The 14671-nt window shown below is 63.8% G+C and carries 19 protein-coding genes; all 19 read right to left on the reverse strand.

The genetic code is table 11. The annotated features are described in order from the left end of the window. Positions 1–522 precede the first annotated feature (522 nt). Positions 523–1086: a hypothetical protein gene (locus AC22G6_RS18980; protein WP_487368089.1), complete on the reverse strand. Its 564-nt coding sequence runs from the start codon at positions 1084–1086 to the stop codon at positions 523–525. A gap of 94 nt (positions 1087–1180) precedes the next feature. Beyond that, positions 1181–2032: a nitrogen fixation protein NifM gene (gene nifM, locus AC22G6_RS18985; protein WP_487368090.1), complete on the reverse strand. Its 852-nt coding sequence runs from the start codon at positions 2030–2032 to the stop codon at positions 1181–1183. Beyond that, a complete protein-coding gene (locus AC22G6_RS18990) occupies positions 2029–2523 on the reverse strand; it encodes a nitrogen fixation protein NifZ (protein WP_108950848.1) in 495 nt (164 codons plus the stop codon). Before AC22G6_RS18990 ends, nifM begins: the two co-directional genes overlap by 4 nt. Before the next feature lie 27 nt (positions 2524–2550). Further along, positions 2551–2865, reverse strand: a complete 315-nt coding sequence (gene nifW / locus AC22G6_RS18995) for a nitrogenase-stabilizing/protective protein NifW (protein WP_108973084.1) — start codon at positions 2863–2865, stop codon at positions 2551–2553. Between the two features lie 2 nt (positions 2866–2867). Then, positions 2868–3392 (reverse strand): hypothetical protein, encoded by a 525-nt coding sequence (locus AC22G6_RS19000; RefSeq protein ID WP_487368091.1) that lies wholly within the window; start codon positions 3390–3392, stop codon positions 2868–2870. Beyond that, entirely contained in the window at positions 3392–4237 is an 846-nt protein-coding gene (gene cysE / locus AC22G6_RS19005) for a serine O-acetyltransferase (RefSeq protein ID WP_487368092.1), read from the reverse strand. Before cysE ends, AC22G6_RS19000 begins: the two co-directional genes overlap by 1 nt. Before the next feature lie 5 nt (positions 4238–4242). Beyond that, complete coding sequence (nifV, locus tag AC22G6_RS19010; RefSeq protein ID WP_487368093.1) at positions 4243–5436, reverse strand: homocitrate synthase; 1194 nt, start codon at positions 5434–5436, stop codon at positions 4243–4245. 28 nt (positions 5437–5464) lie between these two features. Further along, positions 5465–6688, reverse strand: a complete 1224-nt coding sequence (nifS, locus tag AC22G6_RS19015; protein WP_108950853.1) for a cysteine desulfurase NifS — start codon at positions 6686–6688, stop codon at positions 5465–5467. 62 nt (positions 6689–6750) lie between these two features. After that, on the reverse strand, positions 6751–7641 hold the full coding sequence (nifU, locus tag AC22G6_RS19020) for a Fe-S cluster assembly protein NifU (RefSeq protein ID WP_108950854.1): 891 nt from the start codon (positions 7639–7641) through the stop codon (positions 6751–6753). A gap of 15 nt (positions 7642–7656) precedes the next feature. Continuing rightward, the gene (locus AC22G6_RS19025; protein WP_108950855.1) at positions 7657–7980 is read right to left on the reverse strand and encodes a HesB/IscA family protein; all 324 of its coding nucleotides are present in this window, start codon (positions 7978–7980) and stop codon (positions 7657–7659) included. Between the two features lie 221 nt (positions 7981–8201). After that, a complete protein-coding gene (locus tag AC22G6_RS19030; protein WP_108950856.1) occupies positions 8202–8591 on the reverse strand; it encodes a hypothetical protein in 390 nt (129 codons plus the stop codon). A gap of 20 nt (positions 8592–8611) precedes the next feature. Continuing rightward, positions 8612–8899: a ferredoxin III, nif-specific gene (gene fdxB / locus AC22G6_RS19035; RefSeq protein WP_108950857.1), complete on the reverse strand. Its 288-nt coding sequence runs from the start codon at positions 8897–8899 to the stop codon at positions 8612–8614. 66 nt (positions 8900–8965) lie between these two features. After that, positions 8966–9181 carry a CCE_0567 family metalloprotein gene (locus AC22G6_RS19040; protein ID WP_108950858.1) on the reverse strand — a complete coding sequence of 72 codons (216 nt, stop codon included), beginning with the start codon at positions 9179–9181 and terminating at the stop codon, positions 8966–8968. Between the two features lie 60 nt (positions 9182–9241). Further along, positions 9242–9727, reverse strand: a complete 486-nt coding sequence (locus tag AC22G6_RS19045; protein ID WP_108950859.1) for a NifX-associated nitrogen fixation protein — start codon at positions 9725–9727, stop codon at positions 9242–9244. After that, positions 9724–10167 (reverse strand): SoxR reducing system RseC family protein, encoded by a 444-nt coding sequence (locus AC22G6_RS19050; RefSeq protein WP_108950860.1) that lies wholly within the window; start codon positions 10165–10167, stop codon positions 9724–9726. The genes AC22G6_RS19045 and AC22G6_RS19050 overlap by 4 nt, the downstream gene beginning before the upstream one ends. Then, entirely contained in the window at positions 10164–10592 is a 429-nt protein-coding gene (locus AC22G6_RS19055; protein WP_234418917.1) for a NifB/NifX family molybdenum-iron cluster-binding protein, read from the reverse strand. Before AC22G6_RS19055 ends, AC22G6_RS19050 begins: the two co-directional genes overlap by 4 nt. Positions 10593–10608: 16 nt before the next feature. Continuing rightward, a complete protein-coding gene (gene nifN, locus AC22G6_RS19060; RefSeq protein ID WP_108950862.1) occupies positions 10609–12000 on the reverse strand; it encodes a nitrogenase iron-molybdenum cofactor biosynthesis protein NifN in 1392 nt (463 codons plus the stop codon). A gap of 11 nt (positions 12001–12011) precedes the next feature. Next, the gene (nifE, locus tag AC22G6_RS19065) at positions 12012–13499 is read right to left on the reverse strand and encodes a nitrogenase iron-molybdenum cofactor biosynthesis protein NifE (RefSeq protein WP_108951538.1); all 1488 of its coding nucleotides are present in this window, start codon (positions 13497–13499) and stop codon (positions 12012–12014) included. A 165-nt stretch (positions 13500–13664) separates the two neighbouring features. Then, the gene (locus tag AC22G6_RS19070; RefSeq protein WP_487368094.1) at positions 13665–14639 is read right to left on the reverse strand and encodes a hypothetical protein; all 975 of its coding nucleotides are present in this window, start codon (positions 14637–14639) and stop codon (positions 13665–13667) included. Between the last annotated feature and the right edge of the window lie 32 nt (positions 14640–14671).

The raw sequence follows: 14671 nt of genomic DNA on the forward strand, positions 1-14671 counted from the left end.
ATTCGTTCTCGTGAAAGTAGGTCATCGTCAGACTAACCCTACGCTTAACCCCGCTGAGGCAACCCTCAGCGGGGTTTCTGCTGTCTACGGCACCCAGCGCTGCAACGCGAGAAACGAGTCCCTTGGATTGAGTGAACTTCTGCCTGCGTTGCCAGCACCCTCCGTACGTTACATACGCAGGCGCTTTAGCCAGCCGGGCTGTGCCAGTCGCGATGTTTGCGCAGCATTCGGGTGCATTGGCTGAGGTGAGGCGTCAAAGGTGTCGTTTTGACCGGAAGCGCCACGCAAGCTCTGCCCGTGGTCAGTCGAGACACTGCGGCTCTGGATGCTAGCATTCCTCTGGCCAGCAGCTTCGGTGCGAGTCAGCTGGGTTCGGGGATTCAAGAACATGAGCTCGTGTCCATGCGCTTCGCTTGCCGGTGACCTGCTCCGGGCTTTGCTGATCCTGAATGCGTGGCATGGAAAACGGGGCACCATTACGGGTGCCCCGAATTGGCGTAGGTGTGATCAGAGGCGCCTGCGTCAGACGGGGCCGCGCCCTCCACGCTTCACTTCGATGGTATTTTCCAGCGCGGCTTCAAGCGTGAGTTCGGCGCCTTTCAATGCGTGGGACTTGAATGCTGCGTGGACCGTTGCGACCTTTTCACCGGCTGACTGTCCCTTCAGTTCGCTCTTTTCAATGCCGAGTTCATCGAGCAGTTCGTTCCACACCATGCCGTCTTCAAGCGGGATCAGGGCGAATTCAATCCCTTCCAGTTTGAGCTTCATCGGCTTGGCGATATTCGACACGAAGAAGACTGCGTGCGTTTCCGGTGAGAAGTCAGCGCCATAGCGTTTGACGAACACAGGAAGGCGTGCAATGTCGTCGAAGAGACCGGCTGCGAGGAGCAGCTTGTCACCTTGTGCGAGCAGGACGGATTGTCTGATGGTTGCCGTTGGTGGTTTGCGGCGGCCCGATGCGTCCGCAACGTCGCCCTCGACCAGCATGAGGTCTCCACGGTAGGCAAACGTGTCTGCCGGGCCTGCCGGTTCGGTGAAATTGCTGTTGAACAGCAGGCCTTTCTCTTCGTAAGTTTTCAGAAGCATGTCGTGCTCTTTTTCAGTTGAGTAAACCTTGTTTGTACGGCGGCCTGAGGCGGGTGAGGTCGGCGTCTTCCTGCCACGCTGCGTCGTATTGCAGCTAACCGGCGGCTGGTGTCCTGGTCTTCTTGAGCAGGCCCGCCAGCCAGCGTTTGGCATCCTTGCTGGCGCGCTCGTCGGTCAGACGCTGACGTAGCGTTTCGGCGACCTCAGCGTAGGGAACAGTGCCTTCGGGATGGATTGCGTCGCAGCGCACGATGTGAAATCCCATCTCGGAGCGAAGAACGTCGGAGAGTTGGCCTGCGGCAAGACGGAACAGGGCTTCATCGAGTTCGGGATAGAGCTGCCCGCGGCGGATCTCTCCAAGCTGGCCGCCGTTGAGTGCCGTTGGGCATTCCGAGTGCTTGATGGCCTGCTCCTCGAAGCGGCCGGGTTTGGCTTTCAGGCGACCTGCGATCTCGCTCAGGCGCTGTGCTGCGCGTTCGCTCGTGTTTTCCGGGAAGTTCTCGTTTACGGTGATCAGGATGTGACGGGCCGTTCTGCGCTCCGGGGTATGGAAGCGATCGAGGTGGGTGTAGTAGAAGATCTCGGCTTCGGTTGCACCAACCTGTCCGGCGGCGGCTCCAACTTTTGCCATGACTGCGTCCACCAGAAGATCACGGCGCAATGCGTCGGCGAGCAGACTTTCAGTCAGGCCTGCGTGCGCGAGGGTGTCCGCAAAGCTGTCCGCATCCTGATGACGATCCCGGAGTTCGCCGAGCGCTTTCTTTACCGCGCCTGGCGAGAGGCAGACGCCGCTGGCCTCGTCGCTCGATAGCACGACCGTCTCGATTGAAGCGTACTGGCGCGCAACGTTCTTCGCGCGAACGCGCTCGTCGTCGGTCAGCGCACTGCAGTCCCGTCCGAACAGGGCGAGCGCGGCCTTGAGCTCATAGTAGGCGTCGGGCGTCACGGTGCGGGCTCCTCTTCTGCTGTATCGGCGTGCATGCGACGTCGTGATACGGGCTGGGGAAGGGGCTCGACTGAGCTCTCGGGAATGCACAGCATGTAGCCGGGGAAGTTGATGTGGTAATGAACGCCTTCCGGCATGTCACGCACGACACGGATGATCTCGCCGATCGCGCCTTTTTCCACGACGACCTCTCCACGAACGGAGAAGGCTTTTCCCGCGAGCACCTTGTCCCGCGACTCGAAGCGGCTTGGCGCCCATGGCGCATCGGCTGCGATGACCTCCTCGGCACGGCAACCGACGATGCGGTCAATCTCGAGAAAGTGCACGGTGTAGATGATCTGGTCCTGAAGGAAGGTGCCCACGCCTATGACGGTGCCGGTGGAACCCCGTCGTACCAGCAGATCACCCACGGCCATGCCCGGATAGGTGCCATCGTCACGCACGTTTCGGGTGACGCGAACGGCATCGCCATAATCGAATTCAGGGCGCATGAGTTTGGCCTCGCTGGTTCTGATGGGTCAGCGCTGGACGGCGCCGAGGGGAACAAAGGCCGTGCCACTGGCCTTCTTGAATACCGAGAACACCTTTTCGGTGACCGCGTCGGAAACCGTGAAGTCGCGGTAAGCCATCTCGAGAAAGTTGCGATGGTGGGTGTAGCGAACCTGATCGTCGCCTTCGACCGGATTGTTGGAGAGGTAGTCGTGGAAGCGCTGCAGGATGTGCAGACGGTTCACGTGCACGACCTGAGGCTCGTAACTGACGCCGAAGTACTCCAGAAAGTCCTCCGCAGCGGACAGTTCTTCCATTGCTTCGTCAAGAGTGAGTTCGTCCATGATCAGGCTCCGTATTCAGATGGGGATTGGGAGGCTTCTTCTGCTGCGCGTGCAACGTCAAGCAGAACCTTGCTGCCGAGGCGGTCGGCATCGTCGATCTGCACCAGAGGCTGAAGGATCTGGATGGCACCACCGATGTCGCCCTCGCGCAGCCGGATGTAGGCTGCGGCCTTCAGCGCAGAGAGATAGAAGCGGGTCAGCGTCATTGACCGGTGTGCTGCGGTGGCGACCTTGTCAGCGTCGATACCGCTGCCGTCCGCGGGCAGTCCAACCCGTGCGCCACTGACGTCGATCGCATGCCACACGACCCGCTGTGCGTCCGCCATCTGGTGACGGTAGAAGTGATAGCGGTAACGGGCGACGAGGACCAGCAGGTGATCCGGCGCCTTGAGGCCCGCTTCGGCAAGCGCCTGTTCGGCTTCGGGCGCGCCGTAGTGTTCGCCGGCGCGTTCGATCAGTTCGAGCACACCGTCCGGGAGCGGATCTTCGAAGTACAGGGGTTCGGGGTCAAAGTGCAGCAGGTCCATCAACGTGTCTCCGACGTGAGTTCGTTCTCAGGCTGGCAGGCACATTCGGGACAGGCCTGGTCCGTATTGGCCTCGCAGTCGATGTTACTGACCGCGACCACTGGAATTGTCGTGCGGGGCTTCTTCGGTAGAGGCGCTTCGGCGTTGGCCTGCAGGCCCGAAATCTGCGACTCGAGTGACTTGATGCGGTCGAGCAGGCAGTTGAGCGTATGGCCCACCGGGTCGGGCATCAGGTGGTGATCGAGGTTGAGTTCGTCCGTGGGGCTCAGGATCGGACCTTCCCTGCGCACGACCTTTGCAGGAATGCCAACCACAGTACGATCCGAAGGTACGTTCTTGACCACCACGGAGTTGGCGCCGACCCGGACCCGGCTGCCGATGGTGATGGCACCAAGAATCTTCGCGCCGGCGCCGACGACGACGTGGTCGCCGAGTGTGGGGTGACGTTTTCCCGGATTCCAGGTGGTGCCACCTAGGGTGACCCCGTGGTAAAGCGTGACGTCATTTCCGATCTCGGCGGTCTCGCCGACGACGACGCCCGCGCCGTGATCGATGAAGAAACGGCGGCCGATGCGGGCGCCCGGGTGAATATCGACATTGGTCAGGACCCGGCCGATGAAGCTCGCCAGGCGTGCCAGGTAGCGCCAGTTGCGCAGCCACAAGGCGTGGGCAATGCGATACGTGATCAGGGCGTGAACGCCGGGGTAGGTGGTGAGCACTTCCCAGGTCGTGCGGGCAGCAGGGTCGCGGCCGAACACGCAGCGAATGTCCTCCCGCAGAAGACTGGGCAGGCTTGGGGTGGGCACGAGGTTTTCTGCGGTCATGGTTGCGCTTTCTGTGGCCATGGTGATCAGGCTCCGGCAGGGATGGCGGGGGCGGTCATGAACGGTTGCGGAAACCAGTCTGCCTGGCTGGCCTGCAGCGAATCCCAGAACGCGACCAGGTCGGCACGTTCGGGCGTGCGCTTGGTCCGGCCGGTAAATTCACGTACGCGCGCGAGCAACCACAGCAACTGGTTTTCATCCGGCATGATGCCGAGGCCTGCATAGGCTGCTGCCACGCCACGGCTGCCGGAGTGCTTGCCCAGCAGCAGTCGGTGGCTGCGTCCGAGCAATGCCGGGTCGATGTTCTGGTAGTTTGCGGGGTCCTTCAGCAGGCCATCGACGTGAATGCCCGCCTCGTGAGTAAAGACGCCTTCACCGACCACACTCTTGCTCCATCCCACTGGCCGGCCCGAGGCCTGTGCGACCGCGGTTGATGCGTCGAGGAGGCGGCGGAAGTCGATCAGCTCACCCAGGCCGTGGAACTGACGCAGGCCGAGTGCAACCTCTTCCAGTGCAGCATTGCCGGCGCGCTCGCCAAGGCCATTGACCGTGGTGTTTACATGGCTGGCACCCGCCCGTACCGCTGCCAGCGTGTTCGCGGTGGCGAGGCCGAGATCGTCATGCGCATGCATCTCGATCTCCAGCGCGCTGGCCGCCCGCAGGCGGGCAATGGCGTCGAAGGTGGCAAAGGGGTCGAGTACGCCAAGGGTGTCGGCGAAACGGAAGCGCCGGGCGCCTGCCGCTTCGGCAGCGGCAAGCACTTCTTCAAGAAAGGCAGGGTCGGCGCGCGATGCGTCCTCGCCGCCGAGGCCCACTTCAAACCCGGCTTCGCGCGCCACCGGCACCCAGCGTGCGATGCGCTGCAGAACCTCGTCGCGATTGGAGCCGAGCTTGTGCCGGATCTGCTGGTCGGATACCGGCACGGAAAGCTCCAGCATGTGCACCGGAAGACTGCGGCAGGCATCGATATCCGTGCCGGTCAGCCGGCCCCAGACGATCAGTCTGGTGTAGTGCGCTGTATCGCTCAGGGTGTGCGCAATTGCGCGGATGTCATCGCACTCCTCGACGCCCATGGCCGGGATGCCGATCTCCAGTTCCGGAACACCGATCGACGCCAGAATGGCGGCGATGCCGCACTTCTCGCTGCGGGTGAATGCCACCCCGGCGGACTGTTCTCCGTCGCGCAGGGTGGTGTCGTCGATGATGATCGGGGTCGACATGGCGTTCTCGTCCGGAAGTGGTGTGAACTCAGGCGTAGGTCGGTGCAAAGGCCTTTTCAGGGTCGGTGACCGGCCCGTTCTCGCCCCAGTAGGGCGACAGCTTGCGCAGCTGGGCAATGATCGACGGTACGGCTGCGATCACCCGGTCCATCTCGGCCTCGGTGTTCTCGTGCGACAGCGAGAAGCGGATGGTGCCGTGCGCTGCGGTGTAGGGAATGCCCATTGCACGCATCACGTGCGAGGGTTCCAGCGAGCCTGAGGTGCAGGCCGAGCCGCTCGATGCCGCAATGCCCTGCTTGTTGAGCAGCATCAGGATGGCTTCGCCTTCGACGTACTCGAATGCAACGTTGAGCGTGTTGGGCAGGCGATCGTCCGGGTTGCCGGTGACGAACGCGTGCGGCACGGCGGCCAGAATGCCGGCCTGCAGCTTGTCGCGCAGCGCACGGACATAGGTGTTTTCGATCTCGAGGTGCTCGAGTGCGAGCTGGGCAGCGACACCCATGCCGATGATCGCGGGTACGTTTTCGGTACCGGCGCGACGGCCGCGCTCCTGACCGCCGCCGCGCAGCAGGGGGCGGAAGCGCGCGCCACGACGCAGGTAAAGTGCGCCGATGCCCTTCGGCCCATGCAGCTTGTGGCCTGACAGCGACAGCATGTCGATGGCGGTGTCCTTGAGCTTGAGCGGGATCTTGCCAACGGCCTGCACGGCGTCGGTGTGGAACAGCACCCCGGCGGCATTGGCCATCTCAGCCATCTTCACGACCGGAAAGAAGGTGCCGGTTTCGTTGTTGGCCCACATCACGGATACCACCGCGACCTTGTCGCTGAGCAGCTTGGCGTATTCGTTCAGGTCGAGCCGGCCCTTGCCGTCCACCTTGAGCTTGTGGATGGTGTAACCCTCTTTCTCGAGCTGGTCGCACAGATGGAGCACTGCGTGGTGCTCGACCGTGGTGGTGATGATTTCCTTGCGCTCCGGATTGGCCTTGAGGGCCGACAGGATGGCGGTGTTGTCTGCTTCGGTGCCACCGGCTGTGTAGATGATCTCGGAGTCGAACTCGGCGCCCAGCAGCTTCTGCAGCGACGTGCGAGCCGCCTTGACCGCGTGGCCGACCTTGGCGCCGAAGCTGTGCATCGAGGACGGGTTGCCGAACTGTTCGGTGAAGTAGGGCAGCATCGCCGTTACCGCCTCGGGGGCGCAACGGGTGGTGGCGTTGTTGTCGAGATAGATCGGGGTCAGGTTGGGGATGCTCATCGTTCTCTCCGCGGGGCTACCGTGTATGGATGCTCCCCACCGGGGTGGGGAGGGGTGTGTCGTCAGGCGGGCAGCGAGTTCGGCGCCAGCTTGGCAGTGGCCTTGACCGGGATGACCTTCACGATCTCGCCCAGGGCTTCGATCATCTGGGCCTGCACGCCGCCAAGCGTGACCGCTTCCATCTGGCAACCGGAGCAGGCGCCTTTCATTGATACGTAGATGGTCTTGCCATCGACATCGACGAGTTCGATGTCGCCGTGGTCGCGCTGCAGGTTCGGGCGTGCCTTCTCGATGACCTGCTCGATCTTGCGGATACGCTCAAGGGTGGTGAGCTTGCCCGGCTGCTTTTTCTCCGGCGGCGGTGCGGCGGTGAAGGATTCGCCGCGCTCGGCCAGCACCTTGGCAAGGATTTCCTCGATGCCTTCGTGGCACGACGAACAGCCGCCACCGGCCTTGGTGTAGTTGGTGACCTGTTCGACGCTGCACAGGTTGTTGGCGCGGATGGTGTCTTCGATCATCACCGCATCGACGGCGAAGCATTTGCAGATCAGTGCGCCCTCTTCGTGATCGTCGCTCCAGACTTCACCGCGGTAGTTGGCGACGGCCGACTGCAGGGCTTCACGGCCCATGACCGAGCAGTGCATCTTTTCCGGGGGCAGGCCGCCGAGGAAGTCGGCGATGTCCTGGTTGCTGACTTCCAGTGCCTGGTCGAGCGTCTTGCCCTTGATGATCTCGGTCAGCGCCGAACTTGAGGCGATGGCCGAGCCGCAGCCGAAGGTCTGGAAGCTGGCATCGGTGATGGTCTCGTTGCTCGGGTCCACCTTCAGCATCAGGCGCAGCGCATCGCCACAGGAGATCGAGCCGACTTCGCCAATTGCATTGGCATCAGGCAGGGCGCCGGCATTGCGCGGGTTGTAGAAGTGTTCCTTGACGGTTTCGGAGTAATCCCACATGGCGGTCTCCCGGGCTCAGGCTGAGAAGGACTGGCCGCAAGCACAGCCGGCCGAGGCGTTGGGGTTTTCAAACTTGAAGCCGGAGCCGCTCAGCGACTCGACGAAATCGACGGTGACGCCGGCCAGCATGGGGGCGGAGTAGGGATCGACGAAAAGCGTGACACCGTCGAATTCGACAATGGTGTCGTCCTCGGCCTTTTCGGCTTCAAGCTTCATTCCGTACTGCAGGCCGGAGCAGCCGCCGCCTTGCACGTGGATCCGCAGTCCGGCGACCGGGTCGGCGGAGGTGGAGATGAAACGGCTGACGGCTTTCAGTGCGGTGGGGGTAAGCGTGATCATGTTCGGGTCTCCGGTTGGAAAGGGCTCTGGGAGACCTATCGCAAACCGCGTGCCACTCGGATGCGATGCGTAAAGTACTGATTATTAACGGTCTGTTTGAGGCTTGTTGTGTCGCGAAGGGGACGGCTGGGGGGCTTTGTCGCATTTCCTACAGTGCTGGCACGACAATGGAAAACAGCGGCATTGCGCCGCTGTCTGGGTGAGGGGGGCCGCAGCGCAGTTCAGCCGATCACGTGTTCGTACACCAGGCGCAGCACGTCGCGCTCGGTGTCGGGAATGCCCCTCATCTCGGTGATGCTGACGAAGCGTCCGTCGGCGCTGGCCACTGCATCGAAAGGCGGGTCGATGTCGGTGAAATGGGCCAGGCGCACGGTCAGCGTGCCATCGGGCGAGAGGATGTCGGCTTCGAACTCGGTGTCGATCTGCAGGGCGCCGGCCGGGAGGCCCAACCGGTCAGTTGCTCTGGCGGTCAGGGTTCCGGGGTGCGGAAGCACGCCATCGCCTGCGGGCGCGGCGAGGCGTGCCGCCACGATGGAGTCGCCGAAGCGTGCAAAACGCAGACGGGCGCTGGTGGACTGCTTGTGATAGAGGACAAGGGCGAGGTCGTTCATGGACACGTCGGCCCGGCGGTTTAGGCCATGACCGGCGATGCGCCGTGCGTGTGACAGTCCTTGGGGCAGACGCGGCTGCAGGCGCCACAGCCGATGCAGTCGAGCGCATTGGCAAGCGTCATCACCATCATGTTGTCGTCGTCGAGATCGTCGTCCATGTCGTCGTCACGTTCGACGAGGTCGAAAACGTCGCGCGGGCAGACCTTGTAGCAGCGGCCGCAGCCGATGCACTTCTTGCCGTCCAGTTCGAGAACGAACTCCGGGGTCCAGGCAGTGCCGCCGCGAGTGAGACCGGTGATCGGATCCATGGTGTGTTCCTCTGTTTCGTTGTGCAGTTGATAGCGTGTTTGGTGCTGCGGGCTGACGGCGGGTGATCAGCTTGCGGTTTCGGTTGCGGCCATCAGGCGCGCGTTGGCGTCAGCCCATGCCTTGCATGCGTCGTATGCAGACTGGGACATCGTGGGCAGTTCCTCGTAGCCGGCCGGGAGACGGTCTTCAACCAGGTCATGCAGCTGCGAGGCCCATTCCTGCGATTTGCGCTTGAGTTTGCGGACTTCCTTCTCGAGGTTCTTGAGTTCTTCATCGGTCATGTCGATCTCCTTGGCGTATGCCCGCGCCCTGCTGCCGGCGCGGGCGATGGGGGGCGTTGCTCAGAGTCCGGCGACTTCCGGGTACTTGCCGATGATCTCCAGTGCAACGGACAGGTGCTTGTCGGCCTCGTCCTTCATCTTGGAGAAAGACTCGAAGCCGAAGCGATGCACGTCGCGCAGGGTGCGGTCGAGTACGACGAGCTTGCCGACGGTGATCATTCCGCGGCCGAAGCCTTCGTGGGTGATGTTGATCACCGGCACGGCCATCAGTCCGCACTCCTTTTCAATCAGGGCCGCGATCGCGTTATGGAATGCCTTGACGCGGGAAATGGTGACGTCGTCGGGGTCGCCGATCACCGGAATCTGGCGCCGCTGTTCCTTGGTCAGCACATAGGGGGCGAGGACGCGATCGACCGGCCAGCCGTCATAGGTGCCGTAGCTGTCGAGTGCGCGCGCCTGGCGGTTCATCTCCTTGATGAAGTCGGTGTCGGCGAGTTCGGGGCTGAGGACGGCGGCGGGGGCGGTACTGGTGTCGATGCTGATCATGTGTCTGACTCCTGGTGCAGGCTTGCACGCGTTGGGTTGAGTGGATCGGAGGTGATTCGGGGGGCGGGCTGCAGTGCAGGGTGGCGTGCGACCCGCCGCGAGGCGATGAGCCCGAGGCCGAGGCCGGCGAAACTGAGGCCGGCGATACCTGCATCGGTGAGCTGGATCAGGCTGGCGAAGCCCATGCCGGCGAGCAGGCCGAGGACCGGCAGCAAGTGGGTGACGAACAGGGCCCGCAATGCCATGCCGCCATCGATCTCGACCATGACCTCGTCGCCGGCACGCGACGCGCAGCCCGCGGCGCTGAGGACGAGATCGGTCGTGTTCGAAGTGCCGCAGACTTTCTCCGCGCGACAGCCTCCGCAGGCTGCAGCGCGTTCGAAACGAACGGTCACGCCGTCGTCGGAAATGCTGATGACCTTGCCGTTACGTTGCATCATTCCTGCCAACCCTCGGCTTCCATCTCGTCGAAGCGGCTGCTGTCGGCCGGCTGCCTGTCCTTGATGGCTTTCGCCAGCCAGCCCGCGGGGCCGCTGGCCAGTTCGGCCTGAAGCTCTTCGACCAGGCTGTCGATGGCACGACCTTCCTCTACCCGGATCGGCTGCACACCGGCCGCCAGCAACTGCTTTACGGCCGACGCGCCGACGGCGAGGCAGTACACCGCAGCGCAGCCCGCAAGCGTGGCGATCTTCGCCGGCAGCTTGTTTTCGTTGCCGTCCTGCGAGGTATCGATGAATTCAGTGACCTCCACCAGCTGGCAGGTGTCTGCACCGATCTCAAAAATGGCAAAGGCCTCGGTGGAGCCGAAGTGCTGGTTCACCGTGCTGCGGTCGGTGCTGGCAAAGGCAATGCGTACGCCATTCATGAGCGGTCTCGCCTGTTCAGTGCCCACCAGCCGCAGCTGTCTGCGGCGCGGAGGGGGCGGGCTGCTTGTAGCGGGAGTGGTGAGGTGTGATGGAGTCATGATGTTGCAGTACCAGGTTGGCCAGATCGAACAGGACTTGCCGGGTACCCCGGTAGCCCACCCAGGTCTTGCAGAAGCCGCCTACCAGGTCGTATTGCGGCATGCCTGCGCGCAGCAGCGGTACGCCGAGCCGCGCAGCAGTTGCCGCGGCATGCGAGTTGGACACCAGCAGTTCGGCGTGGGCGCTGCGGGCGAGGTTTTCGAGGTCTTCCAGGTCACCGACATGCACCTGCCCGGCGGCCACGCCGGCGAGGCTTGCGGCCTTGATCGGCGACACCGCGCTGACGATTTCGCTGCCCATGCCGGCAAAGAGCTCGGAAAGCTGCAGCAGGAGGTCGGGGTCGGCCGCGATCGCGACCCGGCGCAGACCGGTCATGAAGTGGGTGTCGACCATTGCGTCCTGCAACTGCGCACGATGACGCTCGAGCTTTTCGGGCACCGCAATGCCGGCGATCTCTGCCAGTGTGGCGGTGAAACGATCACAGGCGTCCAGCCCGATGAGCCCATCGAAGCGGTGGTCGGGTACGCCGGTGCGCTCCGCCAGCAGGTCGGCCGCACCTTTGAGTGAGCGCCCGACGACGATCGTTGCGACCGCCTCGCCCAGGGTGGCGAGCTCGGAGATGGTGGTGCCGCCAAGCGTGACCGGGACAAAGTCTTCCGCAATCAGGTGACCGTCAAGCGAGTCGGCAAGATCGGGCACCGCCAGCGGGCGCAGGCCGAAGAGTTCGACCCATTCCTTGATCGCTTCGACGTCGCCCGGGGTGAGGTGGGCGCCGAGCAGCAGGTTGACCTGTTTCTTGCGCTTGCCGACAAGGCCGCTGCCTGCCGTGTCGGGCACCGTGGCCTCGATGATGCCCTTCACCGCGCTCGCATAGCCGGTCTCGAGACAGCCTGCGAAGTCCGGCGTATTCACTGCTGCGACCGGGATGTGATCGAACTGGGGGTGCTTGGCCCGGAACTCATGCACGAGCCGCCGGATGTCGGTGCCCTGGGTTTCTGCCAGCGCGGTGGTGGCGAGGCCGACCAGGGCCGGCTTGCTCTTGCCGCATACCGTGGCAAGCGCCTGCACGACGTTGCCGTCGGCGTTCATCACCGTGGCGACCTGGTCCATGGCCGTGGTCTGCAGCGGCACGGGTTCGCGGAAGTGGCGCACGAAGAAGACCTTGGCGAAGGCCGTGCATCCTTGCGAGCCATGAAAGATCGGCATCGACCGGTTGATGCCGAGAAAGGCCAGCGCGGCGCCGGCCGGTGCCGACGACTTCAGCGGATTGACCGCGAGTGCCTTGGGGTGACGAATGATTTCGGCCATGATGGGCGTCCTCAGGCAGCGGCGCCGGTGGGCGCGGCGTGGTCATGGTCGTGGGCGTGCGCGTCGGACTCGTCGCCACCGTCCGGGCTGTCCCCCATCTCGGGGCCGGCGATCACCATCGCTTTCTGCGACCACGGGGCGGGCTTGCGGACGGCGGCCCACACCGGCGATTCGAGGGTGAGCGCGAGCTGGCGCACCAGCTCTTTCATGCCGTCGTAGCCGGCGTAGCCGAATTCGCGCTCCTGGTTGATGTCGAGGAAGGGCAGGCGGGCCTTGAGCGCGGTGTAGAGGTTTCGTCCGCCGGCAATCAGGATGTCGGCCTTCAGTTCGTACACCGCATTGAGCAGATCGCGCGCGCCCTCGGTGTTGAGCATGATGGTGTTGTCACCCATCAGTTCGAGGATGCGGGCCTTGTCCTCCTCGGTCGATTTCTTGGTGCCGCTGGCGACGACGATCATGCCCAGATCCTGCAGCGCCGACACCACCGACCATGATTTGACACCGCCGGTGAAGAGCAGGACGCGCTTGCCTTCGAGGCGCGGGCGCCAGGCGTCGAGTTCGGCACGGACCCGCTTTTCCTCGCGTTCGATCAGCGCTTCTGTGCGCTGGACCAGATCGGGGTCGCCGATCAGGCGGGCGATCTCGCGCAGCGCGGCCGAGGTGTCGGTGATGCCGTAGAAGCTGCCCTCGAACCAGGGGATGCCGTAGCGCTCTTCCATCTTGCGTGCGACGTTGATCATGGCCTTGGCGCAGACCAGCATGCTGACTTCCGCGCGGTGCATTGTCTGGACTTCATGGAAGCGGGCATCGCCCGACAGGGTGCACAGGATGCGGATGCCGAGTTCGTCGAACAGCGGGGTCAGGTACCAGAGCTCGCCGGCGATGTTGTACTCGCCAATGAGGTTGATGCTGTGGATGGTGATGCCCGGTGGAATCCGTTCTGCCGCGACCGGTTCCGGTTCGCGGGTGCCGATCACGTGCTTCACCATGGCTTCGCCGGCGATCCGGTTGCCGAGGTTCTTCGTGCCGTAGAAGCCGGCGCAGTCGATCGGCACCACAGGCACGTTCCAGCGCTCGCTGGCGGCCTTGCAGACCGACTCGATGTCGTCCCCGATCAGTGCCGGCACGCAGGTGTTGTAGACGAAGACGGCCGCGGGGGCATGGGTGTCGATGGCCTGCTTGATGCCGTGGAACAGGCGCTTCTCGCCGCGACCCATGATCACGTCCTGTTCCGACAGATCGGTTGTCATGCCGATCTTGTACAGGGTGGGGCCGGACGAGGCGGTGCCGCGGTTGTCCCAGGAGTTGCCGCTGCAGGCGATCGGGCCATGAACCACGTGGGCCACGTCGGCGATCGGCAGCAAGGCGATCTGCGCGCCGTCAAAGGCGCAGCCACCGGCCGAGGCGCCGGGGGTGGGGCGCGAACAACCGGATTTCTCCTTCTTGTTGTGCGTGCAGGCAGGTTCGTTCAGCAGTTCGGCAATGTCGGCGGCTTTCACGGTCAGGCTCCGTGTGCATGAATGAGCTTTCTTCTGCAAGCTCCGTGCCGCACTGAATTCTGCTGACAAGTGACTGAAAGAAAAAGGAAGAAGGCTTTGTTCGTGTTGTCGCGAAACCGACAATGTGCAGGCCGTGACACGACAGCGCACGGCCTGCATGTGCGCTCAGAGGGCGTATGGGTCGTGCATCCAGCCGTGGATCAGACTGGCGTCGCGCTCGGGCAGGTATGCCATGTCGTCCTGCAGGTCATTGAACACTTCGCGGGTGATGCTGCGCGGTACCCGGTGCGCACTGACCATGTGGAAATACCATGCAAATCCGTAGCCGGCGTCGCGGTCGTAGTCGTGCAGCTGCTGTGCCAGGGCTGTGCCGCGCGCACCTGGGGCATGGGGCCACTGCGGGGCGTGTGCGGCAACCGGAATGGCAGAGGCGCGGGTCTGACGGTAGCGGTCGAGATGCTCCGACAGCGCAAGGATCCAGTGATCGCTGAAATGCCCTTGTCGTCCCGAGCTGCTCTCCGACCACTCGCGCAGGAAGCGCAATACCGGAGCCGGTTTGCCCGTCTGCATCTCGATGCGGGTGACAAAGGCGCGCATATCGGTGAGGCGGCGGAAGCGGTAGCGCGGCGCGCCCAGTACCTGTGGTGGCGGGCTTCCTGCGGGGCGATCGAGCAGCGCTTCAACGGCATCCGCCGGGGTGTGGCGTGGCCCCACCTCGTGGCTGATGACTTCCTGCAGTTCCTCGAGCTCAAGCTGGTGATAGTCCGTGGGTTCGCTGCCGCAAGGACAGACGAAGTAGTGGCTCACCCCCTGATCCAGCGTGAGCCGCAAGCCGCTGTCGCCGAACTCGTCGGCAAATGCCGCGCCATCCTCGCCGCACGCTGCCCAGTGCTGCTCCAGCCAGGCGAGCGCATCCTCGGCGACGGTGTCGCCCTGAGCGTCGATGATGCGGCCGGGCCGGAACCAGCCTCCGCGCGAGAGGCGCAGGCTGAAGTCGGGCCCGCCGGTGTGACGCAAGGCGTCCAGCAAGGGGGCGTGTCCAGGCAAGGGGGTGAGAGTGGCGCACAGGTAGCGCAAGGTGTCGTCGAGGGCGAGGTCCGGCCTGGTCTTGGGCGGGGGCGCGAGCGGGACGTAGTTCATGTGGCTTCCTTGATGGGCTCTGGAATGATCGG

This window comes from Parazoarcus sp. PS-13 R2A (assembly GCF_057621855.1).

Bases quoted from the DNA above. Each gene is read 5' to 3' on its own strand.
- AC22G6_RS18980 (WP_487368089.1), bottom strand. From the start codon at position 1,086: ATGCTTCTGAAAACTTACGAAGAGAAAGGCCTGCTGTTCAACAGCAAT.
- AC22G6_RS18990 (WP_108950848.1), bottom strand. From the start codon at position 2,523: ATGCGCCCTGAATTCGATTATGGCGATGCCGTTCGCGTCACCCGAAAC.
- nifW (WP_108973084.1), bottom strand. From the start codon at position 2,865: ATGGACGAACTCACTCTTGACGAAGCAATGGAAGAACTGTCCGCTGCG.
- AC22G6_RS19000 (WP_487368091.1), bottom strand. From the start codon at position 3,392: ATGGACCTGCTGCACTTTGACCCCGAACCCCTGTACTTCGAAGATCCG.
- cysE (WP_487368092.1), bottom strand. From the start codon at position 4,237: ATGGCCACAGAAAGCGCAACCATGACCGCAGAAAACCTCGTGCCCACC.
- nifV (WP_487368093.1), bottom strand. From the start codon at position 5,436: ATGTCGACCCCGATCATCATCGACGACACCACCCTGCGCGACGGAGAA.
- nifS (WP_108950853.1), bottom strand. From the start codon at position 6,688: ATGAGCATCCCCAACCTGACCCCGATCTATCTCGACAACAACGCCACC.
- nifU (WP_108950854.1), bottom strand. From the start codon at position 7,641: ATGTGGGATTACTCCGAAACCGTCAAGGAACACTTCTACAACCCGCGC.
- AC22G6_RS19025 (WP_108950855.1), bottom strand. From the start codon at position 7,980: ATGATCACGCTTACCCCCACCGCACTGAAAGCCGTCAGCCGTTTCATC.
- AC22G6_RS19030 (WP_108950856.1), bottom strand. From the start codon at position 8,591: ATGAACGACCTCGCCCTTGTCCTCTATCACAAGCAGTCCACCAGCGCC.
- fdxB (WP_108950857.1), bottom strand. From the start codon at position 8,899: ATGGATCCGATCACCGGTCTCACTCGCGGCGGCACTGCCTGGACCCCG.
- AC22G6_RS19040 (WP_108950858.1), bottom strand. From the start codon at position 9,181: ATGACCGATGAAGAACTCAAGAACCTCGAGAAGGAAGTCCGCAAACTC.
- AC22G6_RS19045 (WP_108950859.1), bottom strand. From the start codon at position 9,727: ATGATCAGCATCGACACCAGTACCGCCCCCGCCGCCGTCCTCAGCCCC.
- AC22G6_RS19050 (WP_108950860.1), bottom strand. From the start codon at position 10,167: ATGATGCAACGTAACGGCAAGGTCATCAGCATTTCCGACGACGGCGTG.
- AC22G6_RS19055 (WP_234418917.1), bottom strand. From the start codon at position 10,592: ATGAATGGCGTACGCATTGCCTTTGCCAGCACCGACCGCAGCACGGTG.
- nifN (WP_108950862.1), bottom strand. From the start codon at position 12,000: ATGGCCGAAATCATTCGTCACCCCAAGGCACTCGCGGTCAATCCGCTG.
- AC22G6_RS19070 (WP_487368094.1), bottom strand. From the start codon at position 14,639: ATGAACTACGTCCCGCTCGCGCCCCCGCCCAAGACCAGGCCGGACCTC.